This is a genomic window from Pantoea stewartii subsp. stewartii (assembly GCF_008801695.1).
GTDB classification, from domain to species: domain Bacteria; phylum Pseudomonadota; class Gammaproteobacteria; order Enterobacterales; family Enterobacteriaceae; genus Pantoea; species Pantoea stewartii.
In genome coordinates this window covers 19,416-41,641 of record NZ_VZPF01000045.1, presented here as the reverse complement: position 1 = coordinate 41,641, position 22,226 = coordinate 19,416, and the positions used below count along the sequence as shown (strand labels likewise).

The 22,226-nt window shown below is 48.5% G+C and carries 20 protein-coding genes and 2 pseudogenes; 6 read left to right on the top strand and 16 right to left on the bottom strand.

Annotated features, from left to right (window positions below):
- The 6 genes and pseudogenes from tnpC to F7Q90_RS28140 all read left to right on the top strand — a co-directional run.
- Positions 1-1,423: IS66 family transposase (gene tnpC, locus F7Q90_RS14590; RefSeq protein WP_151161021.1), on the top strand; the 1,423-nt coding region annotated here is incomplete at its 5' end.
- A 31-nt stretch (positions 1,424-1,454) separates the two neighbouring features.
- Positions 1,455-1,841, top strand: a pseudogene (locus F7Q90_RS14585) (DDE-type integrase/transposase/recombinase); the annotation flags it as partial.
- 414 nt (positions 1,842-2,255) lie between these two features.
- Complete coding sequence (locus tag F7Q90_RS26705) at positions 2,256-2,789, top strand: hypothetical protein (RefSeq protein ID WP_044243021.1); 534 nt, start codon at positions 2,256-2,258, stop codon at positions 2,787-2,789.
- Positions 2,774-3,088, top strand: coding sequence for a hypothetical protein (locus F7Q90_RS14575; RefSeq protein WP_044243024.1), 315 nt, complete (start codon positions 2,774-2,776; stop codon positions 3,086-3,088). Before F7Q90_RS26705 ends, F7Q90_RS14575 begins: the two co-directional genes overlap by 16 nt.
- A 9-nt stretch (positions 3,089-3,097) precedes the next feature.
- Positions 3,098-3,711 (top strand): annotated as a pseudogene (locus F7Q90_RS26890) (methyl-accepting chemotaxis protein); the annotation flags it as partial.
- A 145-nt stretch (positions 3,712-3,856) separates the two neighbouring features.
- Positions 3,857-3,913 carry a hypothetical protein gene (locus F7Q90_RS28140; protein ID WP_420919773.1) on the top strand — a complete coding sequence of 19 codons (57 nt, stop codon included), beginning with the start codon at positions 3,857-3,859 and terminating at the stop codon, positions 3,911-3,913.
- 404 nt (positions 3,914-4,317) lie between these two features.
- On the opposite strand, the gene F7Q90_RS14560 is transcribed toward F7Q90_RS28140, so the two are convergent.
- The 16 genes from F7Q90_RS14560 to F7Q90_RS14485 form a co-directional block, all read right to left on the bottom strand.
- Positions 4,318-4,737 (bottom strand): type III secretion system chaperone, encoded by a 420-nt coding sequence (locus tag F7Q90_RS14560; RefSeq protein WP_044243030.1) that lies wholly within the window; start codon positions 4,735-4,737, stop codon positions 4,318-4,320.
- A gap of 56 nt (positions 4,738-4,793) precedes the next feature.
- A complete protein-coding gene (locus F7Q90_RS14555; RefSeq protein ID WP_006121853.1) occupies positions 4,794-10,301 on the bottom strand; it encodes an AvrE-family type 3 secretion system effector in 5,508 nt (1,835 codons plus the stop codon).
- Between the two features lie 368 nt (positions 10,302-10,669).
- A complete protein-coding gene (locus tag F7Q90_RS14550; RefSeq protein WP_052310156.1) occupies positions 10,670-11,818 on the bottom strand; it encodes a harpin HrpZ family protein in 1,149 nt (382 codons plus the stop codon).
- Between the two features lie 288 nt (positions 11,819-12,106).
- On the bottom strand, positions 12,107-12,463 hold the full coding sequence (gene hrpV / locus F7Q90_RS14545; RefSeq protein ID WP_044243032.1) for an HrpV family type III secretion system protein: 357 nt from the start codon (positions 12,461-12,463) through the stop codon (positions 12,107-12,109).
- Complete coding sequence (gene hrpT, locus F7Q90_RS27230; protein WP_071988803.1) at positions 12,456-12,653, bottom strand: HrpT family type III secretion system protein; 198 nt, start codon at positions 12,651-12,653, stop codon at positions 12,456-12,458. Before hrpT ends, hrpV begins: the two co-directional genes overlap by 8 nt.
- Before the next feature lie 10 nt (positions 12,654-12,663).
- Positions 12,664-14,697, bottom strand: coding sequence for a type III secretion system outer membrane ring subunit SctC (sctC, locus tag F7Q90_RS14535; RefSeq protein WP_044243035.1), 2,034 nt, complete (start codon positions 14,695-14,697; stop codon positions 12,664-12,666).
- The gene (locus F7Q90_RS14530; RefSeq protein WP_237166171.1) at positions 14,690-15,082 is read right to left on the bottom strand and encodes a type III secretion system chaperone; all 393 of its coding nucleotides are present in this window, start codon (positions 15,080-15,082) and stop codon (positions 14,690-14,692) included. Before F7Q90_RS14530 ends, sctC begins: the two co-directional genes overlap by 8 nt.
- A 25-nt stretch (positions 15,083-15,107) precedes the next feature.
- Complete coding sequence (locus F7Q90_RS14525; RefSeq protein ID WP_006121860.1) at positions 15,108-15,332, bottom strand: HPr kinase; 225 nt, start codon at positions 15,330-15,332, stop codon at positions 15,108-15,110.
- Between the two features lie 75 nt (positions 15,333-15,407).
- Positions 15,408-16,007 (bottom strand): type III secretion system stator protein SctL, encoded by a 600-nt coding sequence (gene sctL, locus F7Q90_RS14520; protein WP_006121863.1) that lies wholly within the window; start codon positions 16,005-16,007, stop codon positions 15,408-15,410.
- Complete coding sequence (locus F7Q90_RS14515) at positions 16,001-16,582, bottom strand: type III secretion system protein (RefSeq protein WP_237166172.1); 582 nt, start codon at positions 16,580-16,582, stop codon at positions 16,001-16,003. Before F7Q90_RS14515 ends, sctL begins: the two co-directional genes overlap by 7 nt.
- A 1-nt stretch (position 16,583) precedes the next feature.
- Positions 16,584-17,363 carry a type III secretion system inner membrane ring lipoprotein SctJ gene (sctJ, locus tag F7Q90_RS14510; RefSeq protein WP_033742572.1) on the bottom strand — a complete coding sequence of 260 codons (780 nt, stop codon included), beginning with the start codon at positions 17,361-17,363 and terminating at the stop codon, positions 16,584-16,586.
- Positions 17,364-17,368: 5 nt separating this feature from the next.
- Positions 17,369-17,734 carry an EscI/YscI/HrpB family type III secretion system inner rod protein gene (locus F7Q90_RS14505; RefSeq protein WP_044243044.1) on the bottom strand — a complete coding sequence of 122 codons (366 nt, stop codon included), beginning with the start codon at positions 17,732-17,734 and terminating at the stop codon, positions 17,369-17,371.
- Between the two features lie 62 nt (positions 17,735-17,796).
- Entirely contained in the window at positions 17,797-18,030 is a 234-nt protein-coding gene (locus F7Q90_RS14500; RefSeq protein WP_080577483.1) for a hypothetical protein, read from the bottom strand.
- A gap of 215 nt (positions 18,031-18,245) precedes the next feature.
- Entirely contained in the window at positions 18,246-19,217 is a 972-nt protein-coding gene (locus F7Q90_RS14495; RefSeq protein WP_006121868.1) for a sigma 54-interacting transcriptional regulator, read from the bottom strand.
- Positions 19,218-20,060: 843 nt separating this feature from the next.
- The gene (locus F7Q90_RS14490; RefSeq protein ID WP_033742563.1) at positions 20,061-20,702 is read right to left on the bottom strand and encodes a response regulator transcription factor; all 642 of its coding nucleotides are present in this window, start codon (positions 20,700-20,702) and stop codon (positions 20,061-20,063) included.
- A gap of 29 nt (positions 20,703-20,731) precedes the next feature.
- On the bottom strand, positions 20,732-22,189 hold the full coding sequence (locus tag F7Q90_RS14485; protein WP_006121870.1) for a PAS domain-containing sensor histidine kinase: 1,458 nt from the start codon (positions 22,187-22,189) through the stop codon (positions 20,732-20,734).
- Between the last annotated feature and the right edge of the window lie 37 nt (positions 22,190-22,226).

Here is a 22,226-nt window from a genome sequence, read left to right as displayed (position 1 = left end):
GGTTGCTAAGCTGCAACGTATGCAGTTCGGCAAAAGCTCCGAAAAGCTGCGTGAGAAAACGGCCCGCCAGGTGCGCGAGGCAGAGGAGCGCATCAGCGCCCTGCAGGAGGAGATGGCTGAGGTGCTGGGCGAGCAGCATGACCCGGCACTCCCGCAGCCGCTGCGCCAGTCTTCCGCCCGCAAACCGCTGCCGGCCTCACTTCCCCGCGAAACCCTCACGCTGTCGCCGGCAGAAACCACCTGTCCGGCGTGCGGCGGCGAACTCAACCCGCTGGGCTGCGACGTGTCAGAGCAGCTGGAGCTTATCAGCAGCGCCTTTAAGGTTATCGAAACGCAGCGGCCGAAGCTGGCCTGCTGCAGCTGTGACCACATCGTTCAGACAGCCATGCCCTCAAAACCCATCGAGCGCAGCTATGCGGGCCCCGGCCTGCTGGCGCGCATCGTCACGGCGAAGTTCGCCGAACATACGCCACACTATCGTCAGTCAGAGATATACCGTCGCCAGGGCGTGGAGCTGAGCCGGGCAACGCTGGGGCGCTGGTCCGGTGCGGTCAGCGAGCTGCTGGAGCCGCTGTACGACCTGCTGCGCCAGTACGTGCTGATGCCGGGCAAGGTGCATACAGACGATATCCCTGTGCCGGTACAGGAGCCGGGCAGCGGTAAAACGCGCACGGCCCGGCTGTGGGTATACGTGCGGGATGACCGCAACGCGGGCTCACAGCTTCGACCGGCGGTCTGGTTCGCGTACTCGCCGGACCGGAAAGGCGTACATCCACAGCGGCACCTTGCGGGGTACAGCGGTATCCTGCAGGCGGACGCTTACGGTGGTTATAATGCGCTGTACGAAGATGGCCGCATAACCGAAGCAGCCTGCATGGCGCACGCCCGGCGAAAAATCCACGACGTGCATGCCCGGACACCGACCGACATCACAACCGAAGCGCTGAAGCGTATCGGAAAGCTGTATGCCATCGAGGCTGAGATACGCGGCAGCCCGGCAGACGAGCGGCTGGCGGTACGTAAAGAGCAGACTATCCCGTTAATGCAGTCACTGTACGACTGGATACAGGTTCAGATGAAGGTACTGTCGCGCCACTCGGACACGGCGAAGGCGTTCGCCTATCTACTGAAGCAGTGGGACGCATTAAACCTGTACTGCAGCAATGGCTGGGCGGAGATCGACAACAATATCGCGGAGAACGCGCTGCGTGGCGTAGCCCTGGGCCGGAAAAACTGGCTGTTCGCCGGTTCAGATACAGGCGGAGAACGTGCGGCGATCCTCTACTCTCTGATCGTCACCTGCCGGCTTAACGGCGTTGACCCCGAGACGTGGTTGCGTTACGTCATCGGTCATATACAGGACTGGCCGGTGAACCGGGTCCGCGATCTGCTGCCATGGAAGGTCGAGCTTCCCTCTGCCTGAACGTCAATACGGTCTGAATGCGACGCTTACGAACCTGACATGGTCGATGGATTTTGTCGTGGAAGCACTTGCCAGCGGCCGCCGGATAAAGTGCCTGACCTGCGTGGATGATTTCACGAAGGAGTGTCTGAAGATCACCATGGCATTCGGGATTACAGGTGTTCAGGTGACACGTATTCTGGACAGCATTGCGCTGTTTAGTGGCTGTCCTCCAACGATAAGAACCGATCAGGACCCGGAATTTACTTGCCGCGCGCTCGATCAATGGGCCTTAGAACATGGTGTTGAATTGCGCTTAATCCAGCCGGGCAAGCCAACCCAGAACGGATTCAGGCCGCTTAGGGATGAATACCTGAATGAGCACTGGTTCAGCGATATTCGTCATGCCCGGAAAATAATTAATGACTGGCGGCAGGATTAAAACGAGTGTCGACCACATGCGTCGGGCTTTGTTGAATAATAGGTAATCATTCTGTTTTGTCTGCACTGTTTTGGTAGAAAACGCTGATGCCAGACAGAACACCGTCATACGCAAGCATGTAATGCATTGATTTTATGTTATCTGAAACAACCGTTTTCATAGTACCACAGCATAAAATCCATTTATTCAACAAAGCCCATGCGTCGCTGAATATCAGACGCCCTCTGAATTTGCAGCAGGCTGGCGAAACGGGAAAACATGAAGAAAAATCAACCGACATTACTAACTGAAGATTGTATCTAATGCTGGGGGCAGGTCAAAACTTCACTTTTCCTCTGTCAGTTTGGGAACCACAGAATGAATAGAAACCACAAAGATTTTGTTAATAATAAACGGTTCCTGGAGGCATATATGCATGCAAATCCTTTAAGCTCTTTCAACAGAATTCAACATTGTAATCAGACTAATGCAGAGGTCAGCCAAGCTCAATCAATAGGCACCTCTTCTGTCACTGATGTAGCTAGTAAAAATATTGAAGAGCATGTTGCGGAAAGGCTCAGGGATTTAGGCAGACCTGATGGTGGATGGTTTTTCGAGAGATCATTTGGCACCTTGAAAAATTTAAATTTTGAGCAATTATCCGGAATACATGATGTGCTAAAATTAACAGATGGCGTAAAGAACATTGTTTCTTTCGGAGCTCGGGAAGGAGGCTTCGAATTAGCAATGCAGTTTCGTCATGATCTGTATAGATCTCAAAATCCGAATGAAAGCTTGTCGCACGATGCCGCAACTCATTACCTTGATGCAATCAGCCTCCAATCAAACAAATTTACAAAACTCGAGAAACTACAACATGTAGATGTATTTAAAATACAAAACCCTTTTTGGGATGTCGGGTACAAAAACGGCATTGCACACGCAAAAAAATGGCATTTTTCATAACGCCCGAGTGGCTGGCTTCTGATTTCTGCAAACAGGAATTTCAGTGGCTTAGCCAAACAAAAAACAAAGATATACAATCTGCTTTTGTTATTTTTAAAGATGTAGATTTAAAAAGCAAGGATATGAAAAATATCTTTAATTTCGCAGAAATTCATAAATCACACGTCATGATGGCAAGCACGACTCCTGAATCGGGATTAAATGACGTCAAAATCGAAAACAGCGCTGATCTTAATTTCAAGAGATTATTAACTGAGCGTGAGTCATGGGAACTGAATAACTTCCTAGGCGACAAATAGATTGCGTAGGGCAATGCCGACCTGTCCCAGCGCACTGAGGGGCAGGCCAGTGCGCTTGAGGAGACCGCTGCAACCATGACGCATCAGCATGACGGTCAAAAACAACGCGGATAATGCCCGTCAGGCCTCTCAGCTGGCGGTGAACGTTCGGGACGTGGCACACAAATGCAGCGATGCCGCGGGCGCCATCACTGATACGATGAAATCCATACGTGACAATTCTGGCCGCATAGCTGAAATTACCGCCGTCATTGACGGCATCGTTTTCCAGACCAACATACTAGTCCTTAATGCGGCAGTAGAGGCTGCCCGTGCAGGTGAATATGGCCGTGGCTTTGCGGTAGTGGCCGGTGAGGTTCAAACACTTGCCCGGCGCAGCGCCACGGCGGCCGGTAAGATATGCCAGCTCATAGAGTCAAACGCCAACAGCGTCGGTAATGGGAACAGGCTTGTGGCCCATTCCTCCGAAACCATGTCGGATATCCTTTCTGCAGTGAGACGACTGACGGATACCGTTGAAGAAATCACCTCCGCCACCGCTGAGCAGGCCCGCGGAATTGAGCAGGTCGGGATTGCTGTCACGCAGATGGACAGCACAACGCAGCAGAACGCTTCCCTGCTGCCCTTGTCACACCGGGGGCACAGGTTTATAAAGCAAAAGCGCCTGGAAGTGCAGCGAAAACTGGATTATGTGTTCGTTCTATTGCTCAGGCAAGAGGCATGGATTGAGTACCTTTGAAACATGGTATTGTGCCGGACCTGGAAGCAATGACCATGCAGCTCAAAGACTTCATGAAAAAGTATGAAATTTTTGAAAAACTATAGTGATATTTTTCGAAGATACTTCTCATGAATTAGTTATTTAGCACTATGAATCTGTCATGAGCCATAATAAATCAGGAGTTTTATAAATTAATTTTTCCTTCCTTTACGCTGGTCCGGGTGGGCCAGCTGGACTCTTTTTGGATAATCTGTATCCTCGCTAAAATAAGTTAACCATACGTTACTCATAAATTTATTTCTTGAGTAATTTACCTTTGTCGCGTGATGCAGATAAGCGCCCTCCTCTACACGTTAATAAAAAATCGCCAAACTGCGCATTGTTACGGCCTCATGGCGACTTAGCTTAATGTTAAATTTTTTAATTTGTGAGGACGATTTATTTTATAACACTTTTTTGACTAACTAAGTTGTATCTAAGAGGCTTTGATGTTGTTACGTATTATAATTCAAGCCACGTCGTGCTCAGTAATGTGTGTGATGAACTCACGCACCTCTTCAGCTTGTGTAATAAAACCTGTTATAAGGTTACCAAAACTGGTCTCATCAATCTGACTTATCGTTTGCTGAAAACATAAACGCACTATATGATTTTCATCTATCGCCAGCCAACAGCCTCGCATAGCAGACATTTCAAAATTCAACTGCAATAAAAGCGCATAAAAGTTCTGTCCGGCCTGATGTTCAGCGTTGATTAACTGGCAATGAAAAAGCAGGCAGTCACTTTGGTCTGGAACCTCCAGCACTGCGGCTTCATGTCCCTGCGTGTTATACAATGCGCATACACCTTCTTTAAGGTGCAACGTTGTATTGCAGCTCGTGGCAAATTGCTGTAATAATGCTTCAACTTTTTTTTGAGAAGGTGTCATTAATTTACTCCTGAATGTTGTAATAACCTGTAGTGACTGATGAATTAATCATAACCTCAGCTTTTCATTTCAAACCCTTCTTTTTTAAGCTCAGACAAAGCAGAGGCTACGTCTGGATTTGCTTTAGCAATTTCGCCTTCCAGGGTAAAGCGCCTGGGAGTGTCTTGATCTTGCCCATATTTGAAATTAATGGTGCCAATATTACGTCCCATACTTAGACCTGCACTGTTGCTAGCCCCTAATAGCAATGTGGGCATATTAAAACCCTCGCTTTTACTAACACTCTGACTGACATTGATCGAACGGATGCGTAAGTTATTACGATCCTGGAAGAGCAGCGCAAGTTCTTCACGTCCCACCTTACCGTCCAGAATGGCTTTTTCCGTTTGGTCACGCAGGCCATCTTTGAGCTCCATCGAAACGCTTGCGCTGGTGAATGGTGAACTTTGCAACTTTTGGATAAGCGCTTTAAGTAAAGGGTTGTTAGCCATCATATTACTAATACGGGTTGCGCTGGTCGGCGGTAATGCTGCATTGAAATGATGATGTAAAATATCGAAAATGCCGTTTTCATCTAAACGAGAGAGGTTGCTGTATTGCGTGGTATGTTTGGCTGAACCTAATTCCATCATATTACTTTCTGCTGCCCGTTGGCGCTGAACTAATTGTTTCAGACTTCGCACTGCTTCATAACGGTCATCGCCAACGACATTATTATAGCTGAAATGTCGATCAAGGCTTTTCAGTTGCTCAGCCGGATCGGGATTTTCTTGATTTTTAAGAGATGAAAGTAATGTAGTACTCATACTGTCTTTAAAATGCTTACCTAACGTTGAAATTAACTCGTCGATATCGTTTTGAGAGACGGGATCAGCATGTTTCATTTCAACGCTGATGCTTTGTGTCGTGCGATTATCCAAAGCCAGCGCTGCTGAAACATTAACTGACATAAATGCAGGGAAGGTTCCAGGTTTTTTTTCTGGTTTTGTTGTTCCATCCTGACTGACGCTGGCACCGCGGATAAAATCATGAGCGACGCCCGCACTTAACGTAAGGTTGGCACCTATATTAGCAGAATTGAAAAATGTAGGCCGGTTGTCACTGGCCGAAACCGTATTCCCAAGCTGGCCGACTGTTGTACTGCGCTCGCTTCTGGCTGAAACAAGATTGGCTGAGGCGCTCAATCCTGTAGATGCACGGAAGGTGGCGGTATCGGGTTTGCTACCGTCGGCGGTGATATTGATACCGGCACGGAGATCTGACGCGGCCGAAACATCTATGTTAAAGACCAGTTTGCTCCCCTGTTTCATCTGATGCTCAATCCCTTTTTTCATCAGATCTACTGGGGTCAATGTGCCCTGAATCATCCCATTCAGAAATGAGGGAAGCTCATCTTCTGTGAGTTTAAAATTGAGGCTGTTTTGTAGCGTGCGCTGCATGTTGCTACTCAGGGTGGCACCGATACGAAAATCCGGGCTGATTTTATGTTTTTTGCTCAGCCAGTCACTGGCGTTTTCGGCGGTGGTTTGGGTGCCGGTCATATAAGGTAATAAATCATGTCCTGTAGAAACAGAGAGGGTTCCTGTCACTCCGCCGTCGCGGGCAAAGCTGACATCGAGTCCGCCATCAGTACGACCAAACGTGAGATTATAAGCCCGATCCAGAGTGATGCCCGCGCCGGGTACAATCGGTACCGGTATTTTTTTTATAGTGGGAACAAAGGCCGTACTGAGGCCACCACTGTATGCACGACTGAAACTCATACTTTCACCCGCGTTCAGGGACAGAAGCGTATCCTTCAATTTCTTTTCCAGGCTGGCGTTTCCCTGGGTTTCCAGTACGGTGCGAGTGGTCAGATTTACGCCATGATGCTCTTTTCGAAACGCGTTGATAAAAGCTTTTACCGCGTCGTAATTCGCCTCCAGTGCGGCATTATGGGTAAAGCCCATGTCGGTAAACTGTTTTACCGGGTTTGCTTCGTACTGGTTTTCACGCAGGGCCTCAAACTGTTGATGTAGCTGGGCTATCTGGCTGGGGTCGGGATTATGCCCCGATATCAGTGCTGCCTTATCTACAAACTCGTGCAACTCACCAAGGGTAACGACATCCAGAATAAGCCGGGATTTTGTCAGTGCGTTCTCATCATTAGGATCTCGCTGGCGTCCCAACGGTATATCACCTTTCTGGTGGCTCATATTGAGACCTGACGTGACAAAATGGCTTAGCAATTTTTGCAATTTACTTTGAGGGGACGGAGAGGCAGCACGAACGGCTTGCTCCAGACCTTTACTTAAATCCCTGCCAGAGCGGTTAACGTTAAAGCTTTGTATTGCCGCTTTACTGATCGGAGGTTTGAATTTTTCATTGATTTGACCGTTGCTGGTCAGTACGCCTTGATGCTTTCCTAGCAATATTGCTGCTTGTGTTGCGCTGTTTTCAAGTTCTTCACGGAATTGCTTTATGTTTTTAAGTAACGTCGCACCCTGCTCCCCAAAGTCCAGTGCGTCCAGTTTGCTTTGCAAATCCGTTTGCGCACCCTTGTTTCGTACATTTTGAGATTCCAGTTGCTTAATCAGCGCGCCTTGCATTTCATAGACGGCACTCAGGCCTCGCCGTCCTTGCCATCTGTGTTGAAGATTGTATGCAATATTTTTCAGAGGACGCGGTGTAGCCATGGTAGGATTAAATATATAAGCACGCACCCTTTCAGCGAATTTACTCTTTATTTGTCGGTTTTCCCTCCCTGTCTTGCCGGCAAGCTGCGCTGAAGCCTGTATTGTTAGTCCGGTCCCCGGAATTAGCCCACCTTTCATATCCTGATTGAGTCTTGCAAATACACGCTGTGAATCGCGCAGACCGGTTTCTAATTGCGTGGGTTCAGATGCGTTTTGAGGATGCCATGTTTCACCTCTTAACTGGTAACGGCTGCCGTCGAGAAGTACTGCAACAGGATGAAAATGAGCGTCAGTTTCGATACGATCTATTCCGCTCTCACCTGGTGGCATTGTCAGTTTTTGCCAACCTCTCCCTGACTCACCCTGCTGCCAGTGTTCACGTGCCTGGCGAAATATCTCTCCTTCGCGGGTCACTGCATACAAATTCTGCTTTTTATCGAGATGAATATCTTTAAGAGTGCCGTTCAGCCCTTCCTGACTCAGGGTTCGCGCGGGACGTGCTAATTGCTGAGCGCCTGGTTTTATTTGAAAAGACCGGATATCGCCTTTTTCAGATAAGGCAAGATAATTATTCACGCCAACAACAGCGATAGCCTGCGCTTTATCCGTTTTATCCAACCCATGAAGTGCCGTTCCCGGTTCCGGTTTATTGCGAACATGAGGCAATGCGAAGAAATTATCTCTGCCCTGGCTAATGGATGAGGTTGACTGATTAATATTCAGGCGCTTGACTTCACCCTCTTTCAGAATATATGCGCCACCGTCGAGTCCTTTTTTTAACTGCTGACAGCCCGCCTCTGCTTCTGTCCAGCCCCTGGTAAGCTGATCAAAATAGTGCACTTTGCCATCCTGCAGCGTCAGACTGCCTTCATGCCCCAGATTAACGATTTCATGAGGTGCAGGATTAATATTATTCAGCCCGAGCTGATTGTTTATGATCAGCGCATCACTCAAATTCCAGCCTGCATGAAACTGATTGTCGTCAGCCAGTGGGCAAGCATGCATCTGTCGGAAGTTATCTTTTACCAGCGCATTGACCTGTCCGTTGTCATCAGTAAAAAAACCTTCAATACGGTGATCGTGGCCAAAATGTTGCTTAAGAACATTTTGCGACATGGGATTCATGGGCAACTCGCCATCTTTAATCTGTGATAGCTCGCCGCAGTATAATTTCCCTTCGCTGTCGGCAGCAAAAAGCCTGCCGTCCTTAAGCGCGATCGACTGGGTTTCAAGATGTGGCTCACCACGCTGAAGCATTTGCATGGTATCAGCCAGATGAAGACTGAACGCTATACGCTCACTGGAAACCGCATTTGCCGAAGGCATCAGACAAATATGGTGGGGACTTTCTGTATCAGTCAGAACAGCGACTTCCCCGTGCTCACTGACAGCAAATGACTTAATCTTGTCGACAAAACTTTCTGATACGTGATTATCGGAAAGGTTGTGAAGTGCCCGGCTATCCCGTACGGCGTAGAGTTTGCCATCCCCCTGAACGGAAAGCTGGCTATACGGTGTTTTATCCGACGTTTGCCACACTCCGACTTCATTATTTAAATAATGGATTTTGTCATCATGAATGCGGACCCATTGGTTTTCCTGGTTCATCTCCCCTGCTACAGAATGTCGCCAGATACCGCTGAGGTAAGCATGGTGGATTTCGCCGGGAGGATTGAGATGCAATACTTTCTGACCTTCAGCTCCCCTGTCCAGGATTAGTTTTCCATTATCATTTACCAGTTTAATCGGTTCATCATTGTTTTTGGACAACTGCATTTTTACCGTTGAGGGCAGGCTGTTATGAAAAACGCTGTAACCACCCTCATGACTTTTGAGGTCAAACAAGTGCCCTTGTTCATCCAGCAGCATATGATGGTTGCCCTCTGCGCTGGCTGTGTGTGCAACATAGTGTTGCCCCTCCTTGCCTAAGGTTTGTTCCAAAAGCGTATTCATTGCAGTGGGATTGCTGTCAGCAAGCCGTAATTTACCTTTATCTAGCGTCAGGCTAAGCGGGCTGACCGGTGTATTTTCCAGAGGTGGTGGAGTCTGAAGCGGCTGTATTCTTCGGTTTGCCTCAGCTTCCGCGGTATTTTCTGCAATAGCGGGTAATGTAGGCCGGAAGCGGTGAATGCTTGTCACATCCCGGCCTGTTTTTAGTATTCGTGAAGGATTTTCTCGAGCATCAAGATGCCGCTGCGGAAGCTGTTGTTCGGGCTGAGTTGCATCAACCTCTTCCGTTATTTCTGATGTTGTGGATGGAATGGCAGGTAAAGGCGCTCTCGCGTCCATGACTGATGATGTGGTAGCTCCCTGAGAAAATGGTCTCGTTTTGTTCAAGATGTTTTGACGCATCTGATTAAAATTGTTCAGTTGATGCTTAATATCGATGGCAGACGTTTCACGTGGGTCTGCCTTTGCGACAGGCTTATCGCGCATGTCTTCCACGCTGTGACGGCTTACACCGGGAGAACGGGTCAGGCGCGGGGAAGCGGCTGAAGGATGGGGGGCTTGAATCTCACCGTCCTGCTCTGGTTGTGCCAAAAAGTCACCCAGCGTGGGTCTCCGAATCCGACTGCTTTCCGGAACATTTGAGCCAGGGTTTGTGGGTTGGGCAGGGGCCTTTGTTGTTTTTTTAAATCCGAGAAAATTTTTTAAACTGAAGCTTTTATTTTTTTGCCGGGCAGCACCATTTTCACCATCAGCGGATAAATGCTGACGAATAGCGGGCATACTGGCAATGTTTTTACCCTCGCTGGCTAGCGTTCCGCCTGACGCCTGAGGGGCGCTGCTGCTGCTTCCCTGTTGCAGTGGCGGGATTGTAGAATTATTAGGATTTTCGACATTCTGAACGGTTGTTTTCTTTTCTGTTGCGTGCAAATTCAGTCTCATAATCCGCCCTCGCCATCAGGTCTTCGCAAAAAAACATTAATTATCTTTGTGTGGTGAGTTTGCGTGGATAGTTCCACTTTGTTGAATAAAGCCTCAAGCGAAGGATGAACAGTGTTTCAGAACGTGTACGCAAAACTTTTTCCCTATAGTGAAATGATATTTATGGCGCGTGTTCTTATAACGATGAAATAAGGAATGCGTGAGAATGATGATTAGCGGTCCGAGGGGGGAATCATTGCTGGCAAGGGGCACCGGGCAAATCGTGAAGTAACATGATTTATTTACCCGGAAAGACTTTCGCGGAGCCAGGATTTATTGCAGGTCCGTAAAATGGGCAGGCAGAAACTCCCTGCCTGCCTTATGGTGCTTTATGCCGCACTCAGTCTGGTCAGTGCCATATTGTTTATGGCATCTCCCGTCAGGGTGGCATCAATACCCATTGATGATCCGCCTGCGCCACGTGCCTGAAGGTTGATGTTGCCATTATCGCCAGCCATAGCGCTTTTGATGATGCCTTTGGCTTTATTAAATTGCTCCATGCTGGCAGGCGTCATACCGTCATCGTCTGGTTGACTCAGTGCTTCAGCCCAGGATTTCGTATCGGTCTTTACTGCCGAATCTGCGTTTTTTTGGTACTGGGGTTTGCCAAAAGTTTCGGGATATTGATCCATAAACTGTCCCACTTCCCTGGCCAGCGCGCGATCCTCTTTGTTAATAAAAGAGCGAGTACTGCTATCGCTGTGTGTACCAATATTGTTCAGGGCCTCAATGCCCGCTTTCATACCGACACCGGTACCGATCGCATTACCCAACTGCTGAAAGTCAGCAGGACCACTCAGATCCTGTAACCCTTTTCCGCCCAGTCCATTACCGCCACCAAGCCCCATGCCTCCATCCAGTCCACCTTCGGATCCGTTTCCAGCAACCTGGCTCAGGCCTCCTCCCATAAAGGCAGTCAGGGCATCCGTAACACCTTTTTTATATGCATTTTGCTCATCCTGAGAAGGTTGACGCCCTGCGTTGCCTCCCGATGCGCCATCCTGATCGCCAAACAGGCTTTGCGTAATATCGGCGAATATTTTCATCAACTGTTCCATCGGACTCATACCGGATGTTTGGCCAGCGCCTGACAGAGAATCATCACCCGTCTGGGTCGGATCAAGTCCTAGCGACGAACCAGCCCCCGTAGTACCTCCAGGTGAACCACCCGATGTTCCACTCAGCGTGTTCCCGGGTGCCGAGCCTGAACCACCGAAAGGTGAGTTCCCCATCCCAGTGCCTGAACCTAAAAGGCTGCTAAGGCCGCCGCCGCCCATCATGCTCATCATCATCATCATGCCAGTGAGGGCAGCTGCAAGCAGATCGATGCTTTCATTGTGACCTTTCCCCTCGCCCAGCCCTGGCTGGGAAAGTAATCCCAATCCGTCGGTACGTAAATCCGTTCCCATCAAACCATTATTGCCACCCAAAGTAACTTGTAGCGCAGATGTGCCCAGCGGACTCGTATTCATACTCATGTCCTCTTCCTCTTTGAATAAGTGATGATTACTTTGCATACGGTGCGCTATGTGAGTGTCCGGGCAAAGCTTTTATTAAGTGCCGCTATCGCGGTGCTGGTTCCTGTCTGAAATGAAAATAATCACACGTGATGGGGGAATTTGACGTTTACAGGGCGTGACTTTCGTTTGGGTCAGAAGAACGAAATTTGCAAATAAAAGCGGCACAGCGATGTGGAAAAAAGCTGTAAATACAAAGCGTAGTGGGTTAGCAGAGGTAGGTGGAAGATCATAAAAGATGAAACTTACTCAGATCCAGACTTCAGTTTCGATGCCGGCTAGCTGAAAAAGTTGTGCAATCTGATGCTTGTCATCAGCGCCCTCTTCCCTTAACTGATACCAGCAAGAAAGTATGTTCTCACTGTTCAAACAGAGATAACAGCCATCATAGTAATCCGGGTGCTGCGCGCGGCGGCGCAGCAATCGCTGAAAAATTCCGGGAGCCTGAAAAGGGGGATACAGGTTAAGCATCAATTCACGTCCATGAGTACCGCTCAATACAACAAGTTCTACCCCCTGAAGCACTGTCCAGCGGCAGTTTTGTTGAAGTTTGAGCACGTCTAGCACAGCAGAAAGTGAGTTAACCTGAGGGCAAGTTTCATTCATTTACCGAGACCTGAGTATAGTCCGCAGCGTTGTTGCGTAAATCGGGTTGCCACCAGATAACCAACTGATGTGGGCTGGACTGTGGACGACAGTCTGAGGATGTACAGGACAACCCTTTATCCTGCCGCGAAGCGCAGCCAGCAAGTAAAAATGCGGCCACCAGAAGAAGGTAAGCAGAAGATTTAAGCATATATTTAGCCTTAATGATTTATCAGCGATTCTCGTGTCACAGCAATATTACGATGTGGTTGTAGGGCCATGTAAACTTCTGCCGATTCACCCGGTGCCAGGGAACTGTGCGGCCAGACAGCCACCGCCAGTGTCCGTTTGCCTGCGCAACTGGCTTCGTTAAAGCGCAGTGTGTTATGCGTGATATTGCGGACCACACCAACGCTCAGTCGTAAACTCCCGCTGTCGCTGCTGTACCACTGCCCGCGCGCGTTATCAAAAAGTAAGCCCGGGGTGGACTGGCAAATATCGTTTAAACGTTCCCCCGATGCTTCTGCTTTAAAACCTGCGGGAGTTTGTCGTTCAGCCAGATCGCGCAGGGCATTTTCCACCATATCCTGCAGGTTAACGTTACTGTGACGACGTTCGACTCGCGCCATGGCGTCACTTAACTGCTGACGGTTATCTGCGGAGACATAGCGTGTGGGATCCGTTTGATCGCCGATCAGACGCGGGGTAAGAATAAACAATCGCTCACGCTGAGAAATTTCATGCCGTGTTGACGTGAAAAGCCTCCCTAACCACGGAATATCTCCCAGCAAAGGAATCCGGCGGTCACGTTCACCACTTTCTTCGACATGGAATCCACCTAACACCAGGGCGCGATTTTCGCTTATTAATGCCTGGGTGCTAACCGTACCGCGTTTAACGCCGGTTGCCTGGCCGTCGTTGTTGGTTTCAACGTGCCCATCTTCAATATCAATCACTAACTGAATACTGGCATGGTCCTGATGGCCTACTGCACGCGGCGTGACCTGAAGACTGGTGCCTGCCGTGACTGGCTGAATATCCGCAACGCGTTCACCTGTTGCAGTAATGTAAGCGGTCTGGCTGAAATCAATGACAGCTGGCTGATTTTCAAGTGTCAGCACCGACGGGTTGGCGACAATCGATGCGGTACCTTCTCCTTCCAGAGCCTTAATATCGGCAAAAAAACGTTTAAAATCACTGACGAAAAGCGTACCGCTGCCTGACATTAGCGATGTACCGCCAGTTACGCCACCTAACGTTGCCTGCCAGTTTGCTTCCAGTCGATTAAGGGCGGTACGATCGATATCAATGATGACTGCATCAATTTCTACCAAATTTTGCGGTATATCGATCTTGTTAATAAGCTGCGCGTATTCTTCACGACGCTTATCATCATCCCTGATAAGTAATGCATTATTCCTTACGTCTGCAGAAATGCGGCCACTGAGATCGTCAACGCTGTTATTATCTCTGTCACCCGGTCGGTTAGTGTTGTTCGCGTGATTAGAGAGACGAGCCAGTAATGACTGGGTGTTTTGCATCATTGCAGCGTTATCCGCTCCCCCTATCGTCCCCTCAGCCCCGCTGGCGCTTACCGGCGCGGCACGCTTACCGTTCATCAACTCATTAAGCATTGTGGCGACACCGGGAATGACCAGCGTTTGATCCCGGTAATGAATAGTCCTGTCCGCAACCGAAGCATACTTGAGGGGAAAGGTCATCACCTTCCGCCGATCCTCTTTTTTCTGTCGCTGTTCGCTGAAACGTTTAACCAAAGACAGGTATCGTGGCGGACCTGTCACCAGTACCACCCCATCATCAGGTAGCTCACCCCAACCGAATCGGGGATCGAGCAGGCCAATACCACTTAAGGCCTGTTTAATATCAGGCGCGGCATCCGGGGAAATTTCGAGCCGCTCAGAGCTTTGTTCATCTTGTGGGCTAATGTAGAGAGTATTATTGTAAACGAACCATTGAAAACGGTGCTCCAGGGCTAACCGGTCCAGGAAAGCGCTTGCGCTGTCGGCGCGCATCTTGCCATTGACTTCCGTGTCTTCGATATTCCCCAACTGCAAATCAACTCCATGCCCGTCAGCAAAATCTTGAAGTAAAGTGGATAACATAGTGTGATCGGCGGAATAGGCGTAAGACTGGTCTTTCCAGTCAGACGGCGTCTGAGCACATAACCGAAACGTGGCGCACAGCACTAAGACCGCGCATATAACTCGCCAGCGCGATTGAGGTTCGTTAACCATGATCTCCCCTTGATAAAAAAGCCATGCTGTGTAATGGCACGCAACAATGGGTTATTGCTTTTTTTGGCAGTTTTTGTAGCAAACCCTGCCAGACATCTCGTTGATTAAGCAGAGATTCCAGTTGTTTAGCTATTTTTTCTGAGTGAGCCTCATGGAGACGCAAAATTAAGACCAGACTGTTATTTTGCAAGGCTAATGCGGCCGAATCCCGTCCGTAATGACGCAGTGCAGGGGCTGAGAGGCGCAATGCTTGCGCCAGAAACATTTCATCCAGCGGTACTTTATTTGTTAACTCAGCAAGCGCAAAAAGCTTCCCTCCCCGTTGCTGTAACCAGAGAAGACCATCATCGACCTTGCATTGATGGTCTTCGGCGGGGTTAGTCAAAAAAGATCGCACCCAGTGCTGCAATTTAGTTGATCTCGTTGATGAGGGCTTTAATTAAACCATGTTTGACGGTCAATTCTTGCGTGGCTGCCCAACTGGCACTGGAAAGGCCCATGCTGGCTTCAAAAAAGGCAAAACTGTCAGCTTGACTATATCCCTCACTGGCATTCATGGTGGCTTCGTCAAGCTGGTTTTTCGCACGTTCAAACTGACTGTCTAAACGCCGCTGAATCGAACTCAGTGATGACATACATACCCTCTCATTTTGGATGTTCCTGCTATTGAGTGGCAGAAAGTGCAAAACGGTTCCTTGAAAAATAGCTTTTTAAGGCGCTTGTCGTTCTACCGGACAAGGTTTTAATTGCTGCGAAGCCAGCTGCCAGTCGAGGTATAATTCACCCTGTGGTGTAACAAGTTTCAGGCTGTCTGGCGGAAGGGACTCTTCTGGCTGCAGTTGCCAGTTCAGGTGTGAGTAATTTTCCAGCATTGTCGCAATGGACGCCTGTTGAGAGGGATGGCAGCACAGCGTAGCCTTATCTGTCTGCGTTTTTTCAAGCAACAATTGTCGCAGCAGTCCCTGGAGGCGCTGTGATTCAGGGACTTCCGTCAGCAACTGTTCCAGGGCCTGTTCCAGTACGACGTCCATCACTGAGAGCACGTCTGACTCCCACTGCTGTTGCTGCTTTTGCCAGTGCATGAACATCGTGTCTGCCCGCTTCCAGAACGCTTCCTCTGCACGCTGCCGAACCAACAGTGAAGAAGCTTCCGCTTCCTGTTCTGCGGCCGATATTATTTTTTCTGCTCGCTGATGGGCCTCCTGAATGATTGTCCTGGCCTGCTCCTGTACGGCGAGCTGATGCCGGGAGATCACTGGTGCGAGATCATCTTTGCCATTCACCAAATCAATATGTCTGCGTATCAACATGGGCATTCCTGCCTTGCATACCAGAGAACGGCCTGCCAGAGCGGTCGTAAGCGTTCGGGAAAGGTTTCAATGTGGTGCAGTTTTTCCATCTGATTTACACGCTCAGCATTAAATGCCAGACGCAGGCGCTGCCAGCATTCCGGGCCAGCGCGTAGACGCAATAACCATAAGCTCTTAAGATCTGGGCAACTGGCGGGTAAGTCTGTGGCTTGAGTAAGCCAGAGTCCAGGACGCAGTCCCTGAGCAATGCGACGACACCAACGTTGTTGTGTTGGTTCGAGCAATGCGAGTGCGCAATCCCGCCAACATACTTCTGCAGCAAGTAACATTGCCAGTTGCCGTTGCGACATCGTCAGTTCCAGCCATGCCAAAATTTCAGCATCGACCGGTGCGACTTTATTATCTAGCTTCAACTGCTGGCAGATTTGCTTGTGGTGAGTCCTTGCCAGGGCACTAAGACGCGCCTCATCCAGGTCATAAAATGCCGCATAGCGCCAACTTTTATCGGCGGTTAACCAGCTGTCGATGCACCACCACCGTAGCCACCGCAAACGCGCATTATCTGAAAAAGGCATATCACTCACCCTTTTCGTCCGACTCTGTTTTTTTACGTTGGTGATAGCGCCGCCAGTAGGGTAAGCCTACAGATGCAGCTACGGCCAACAGAATCAATGTACCGATAGTGCCACTCAACCAGGTTAACTGTGTCGCCCGCTGAGGCGTTACGGTAAAAGGGCCGAAAGAGACTTCCGATGGCTTATCCTGATACGTTCCCGCCGGGACAAAAACAATAGCCAGATCTTTGCCGGGCCGCCCAGCCAGCCCGGGTAGGCTGCTGGCTACCATTTGACGTATACGTGGTTCAATGACATCAGGATCGAGTTCAGGGCGATACTTAATAAATACCGCCGCACTGGCGGGTAAGATCGGTTCGCCCGGCGCAACGCGTTCCGGAAGCACCACATGCACCCTGGCCACAATCACGCCGTCAATTTGACTCAGTGTCGATTCTACTTCCTGCGACAGTGCGTAAATGTAGCGGGCACGTTCCTCAAGCGGCGTAGAGATAACGCCATTTTTCTGAAAAACTTCGCCCAGATTGGTGCGCGTGGGTCGTGGTAAACCTGCAGCGTCCAGAATATGCACGGCACGGTTCAGGTCTGCAGTATCCACCATTACAGTGATGCCATCTTTGTTCGTGTGTTTTTCAGCCTTGATGTGGTAACGACCCAGTTCCGCTGCGACTTCATTGGCATCGTTTTCCGTAAGACCATGATTGAGTTCTACCTGATCATTGCAACCGAACAACAGCAACACTGACATTAAAATCAATGATTTGAGAGGAAATTTAACCATGCGAATTATTGGATATTCGTCAGTTTTTCTAGACTCTGGACACTCTTACCAATCAGTTTTGCATTGAGAAGGCTTTCCAGATAGTAAGATGATAAGGTGCGGTTAGCATCCATGACGCTTTTTGAGTCAATGCTGCGTGAGGCTTTAGCGAGAGCCCTGTCGGCCTGCTGAGATTCCTTGCTTGCCGCTTGCGTCAGATCAGTAAGTTTGTTTATCCATGAATGATTATCCGGAACATCAGCTTTCTTCACAGGCGCCTGCAACGCTGTTCTAAACCATGAAGCATCTGCAATGCTGGTGTCCGCCAGACTGACGTCATTATTTTCAGAATTCATGACCAATGAAGATGATGTGCCGGTATTAATTTTCATTGTTCGTCCTTATCTCTGGGAAGAAACGGGCGCAACTTTAAAGCTGACGCCCGTTTTAATAATCAGAACTGAATGGCTTTTGCCGCATTATGACCGGAGTTGATTTCTTTGGTCGCAGAGTCCATTTTTCCATCCAGAATGGAGTTCTGAGTATCGATTTTCATTTTAGCTGCCTGGGCAACCGCAGACTCTGCCATAGAATCGCTCATGGCACCTTCCAGGGTTTTTGAAGCAAAACTGGTGGCACTCGACAGTGGACCACCAAGTCCCATAAGTCCGGTAAGAAGACCGCTCATAATTTTCTCTCCAGTTAATTAGGTTTATTCTCAGAACATCACATAATGTTCATGCTTTTAGTGGTGAGTCTTTTATTGCGGTTCCCTTTAATGAGATTTTTTTAATACGCCCGGATTAATCAGGTAGTCAGCTACGCCGTCAGGCAGGTATAAAGGCAGAACAGATATTAAGCTTCTTGCCGGGCTGGAAAAACGTATCGGCAAGAAGCTGACTATCAGACAATGATGCGTTGCGTTGTCACGTTGAGTAATTTGATACGGTGATAAAGCGTGCGTAGCGGCATACCTAACTCCATGGCGGCTTCATCAATGCTGTGCCCATGGCGGACCAGGCAGTCGTGAATCAGGCTTTTTTCAATGCGACGCAGTATCTCCTTCAACTGTGGCCCTTGCCGTTCGGCGTTCCGGGGAACGTTAAGGGGGGGTAATCCCAGCGTAAAGCGTTTAGCCGCCGTTTTAAGTTCACGAATATTTCCCGGCCAGCTGTAACTAAGTAAATATTCACAAAGTTCCTGTGTAATTTCCGGCGGCGTGCATTGCATCGTTGTGGCCGCCTTAGCAATGAAGTGACGAAACAGGGGGATAATAATTTCAACCTGTGATCGCAGAGGCTGTAGCTGAATCGAGAGAGTATTTAGCCGAAAATAAAGATCGCGGCGGAAAGTGCCCTGCTCAACCAGCGTCAGTAGCGGCTTCTGCGTTGCTACAATGACGCGCATATTTACCGGGATAAACCGGGTACCGCCAAGGCGCTCTATGCCACGGTTTTCGAGTACTCGCAGTAATTTGGCCTGCAGGGATAATGGCATGCTATCGATCTCGTCGAGAAACAGAATGCCGTTATTTGCTTCTTCGATGTAACCCGCTCTGGCTTGCACAGCACCGGTGTAAGCTCCGTTGTTGACGCCAAAAAGTTCACTCTCAGCCAGCGTTTCCGGAATGGCTGCACAGTTAACCGCTATCAGTCTGCCTGAGCACCCTGAAAGTCGGTGGATCTTACGAGCCAGAGTATCTTTTCCCGTTCCGGTTTCACCTTCCAGAACAAGATCGATTTCCAGCGGTGCTACAGTTTCAATGAGTGAAGCTAATGAATCGTGGATATCGATAGGTTGCTCTTTCGTGAATGAGATATGCTCTCCCAATTCCGGATGTGGTCGGAATGAGTGCTCATTATTTTCAATATTCATAAAAAGTTGCCCCTCACTTATCTGTAACGGCTCGCAATCGAAACTTCACCGACTCGCAATAATCCCGTTTTTCAGCTCGGATTAAGTGCAAATGAAAAATGCTTCTGGCTCACATTAAGTGATAATCGGCTCGCAATCAGCCAGACGGAATCGCAATCCATTTTGGCTGGCTCACAATAACTGCAAATGAGAAAAACGTCTCATTTGGTTCTAAATGTCGAATGCTGATCGTCTCGTAAATCTGGTTCAAACCCTTATGAGGCGGCGTTACTGTCTCATCGGCCTGTCTGTTTTGGGTAGACCCTCACTAGACAGGCAGCATGTGTTCTGGTGCAAATTTCGTTTTCACTTAGCGTGAGTCCAGAAATTTTGATTGCGAGCCAGCGGCGATAAATGCGAGTCCATTTGCAGTTATTGTGAGTCCGCGCCCGATTTCAGTTGCAGTTAATGTGAGCCAAAATTTGCGCTGATTGCGAGTCCGACTGTTTTCGATTGCGAGCCGCTACACTTATCCCTTTCAACTGACATCATCGCAGTTAACAACATACTTAGAGCCAATAGCTGAATTACATTTAATTACAATCACTATTCTTATGTTTACGAAGTGCTTACAGGGGCATAAGAAATACCATGTCAGCACAGATAAACCATCGTCATATGCTGATATCGGGTAAGGAATTGATGGAGGATTGTAAGGATTTCCTGACTAACCCTGTGTGAAATGAAAACGGTTACATAAAATTTTTAGGCATAACGTGCTGTTTAAAAAGCTTTTTTTTGTAACCTGTTGAAATGATAAAGTAATAACGGTGGGTAGCATTAATTTGTAAATTAAGAGCAATCCTAAGAGATTAAATGATGACTTATTGCGTATTTAACAATGTCAGCATTGGTCTTAAACATCATTTTTTCCATCAGGCGGGCTTTATGCGTACTGACGGTTTTGTTACTGATTGCCAGAGCTTCTGCGATACTGTTAACTCCTTCTCCTCTGGCCAGCTTCAGCATAATTTGCATTTCTCGCGCAGTAAGCTGTTGATGAAGTCCTTCATTCGCACTCATATTTTCATTAAAGACAATTTGCTCGGCGAGCATTTGGTCAATAAAACGCTGTCCGCGCGCTACGCGATGAATGGCAGCCAGCAGGGTTTCAGGATCGTTATCTTTCGTGATGTAACCCAGCGCGCCACATTTAAGTACCCGTCGTGCGATCTGTGGCTCACTGTACATCGTCAGGATAAGGATTGGCAGTTGAGGGTATAGCGAGTGAATGCGGCTGATCAGCTCTTCTCCGCACAGTCCAGGCATACACATATCTAACAGTAAAAGATCGACCTGCTCATTACGCAAACCTTCCATGACCTGTGTACCGTTTCCTGCTTCGCTCACTACCACCAGACGTTCGTCTAACGAAAAAATTTGCTTTAGTCCTTCGCGCATGATGACGTGGTCATCCACAATCATTATTCGAATCGTGTTATCCATATTGTTATCCAAATCTTTACTATTATTCGTCAGGGTATTAAAGGAATGGTCAAAGTCACACGGGTTCCATTGGCAGGCTGACTTTTGACTTCTACTTTGCCTCCGATCATGCGACCACGTTCTTTCATCCCCATAAGACCAAACGCGTTATCTTTGCTCTGATTGCAATCAAAGCCACGGCCGTTATCACTCACTGTTAACACGATCAGATGAGGCTTCCGGATAACCTCTATGAGAACCTCGTTCGCCTGGGCGTGACGAGAGATATTGGTTAAAGACTCCTGCGCGACACGAAATGCGGCTGTGACTTGCTCATCATTCAGTCTTACCTCATTTTCTGGCGCGATCAGCTGGCACTGACAACCAATATGGCGATTAATGAACTCATCGCGAAGCCACTCTAGCGCGGGCGTCAGACCCATGTTCAGCACATTTGGCCTGAGGCGGGTAGCGACATTACGCACTACCTGAATCGTTTTATCAGTAAGCCCCATCAGATGAACTATTCGCTCATGTAGCAAAGGGTTATCTTTGCTGAACTGGATGCGAAGCATCGAAATACCCATTCTCAGCGACGTAAGGTGCTGCCCCAGCTCATCGTGGATTTCACGCGCTATACGTTTTCGCTCCTCTTCACGTGATATTTCTCGCTGCCTTGTTAACAAACGCAAGCGCATATGTGAATCTTCTAACTTTTTTTCAGCGTAATGAATGGCTGTGATATCACGTCCGACCAACATAACTGAGGTCAGATTGCCATTTTGATTAAACTCCGGCACACAGCGGGTATGTATAATCATGGTTCCGCTAGTAAGTGAACTGTCCGACTCTACAAGTTCCCCTTCAGCTTCAATTTTCCTGTTTACCACTTCTTTAAGAAAGCGTTCAATATGCCTCACACAGGGTAAATCCCCCTGAATATCACGCAAAGTGCGTCCGCGAAGCTCTTCAAAAGATAACCGCAGGTGACGCAATGCAGCAGGATTGGCGTATTGGCATTTTAAATCGGGCGAGAATCGAACCACCATATCCGGTGAGTTCTCAACTAATACCCGAAACTCCTGTTCCCGAGCATAAGCTACCTGCTCTAGTTGCTTACGCTCTCTAATATCTTTTACCACGCACATACTGTAGCTTTTCTCTTCGTAAACAAATGGATTCGCACTAATCTCAACCGCTATCATCTCGCCCTGTGAGCTTTTGTGAAAGGTCTCAAAGGTGAATGGCCTGCCGCCATTTTGCTCTCGTACGCGTTTCCACATATCCATGACGTCATCGAAATCCCATTCGGGATCAATATCTGAAACGCGCATATTGAGCAATTCTGCATTGCTGTAGCCAAGCATTCTGCACGCTTCGTCATTGACATAAAAAAAACAGGTATCACTGTCAATCAGGTATACGGCGTCCCTTAGCATGTTCATGGCGAACTCAAGAAGTTTGATTGGCGTATCACTGCTATGTAATCGTCTGTCCAAATACTGCATCTCGCCTCCTTGAAGTAAACATTGTTAACCGGTCTGG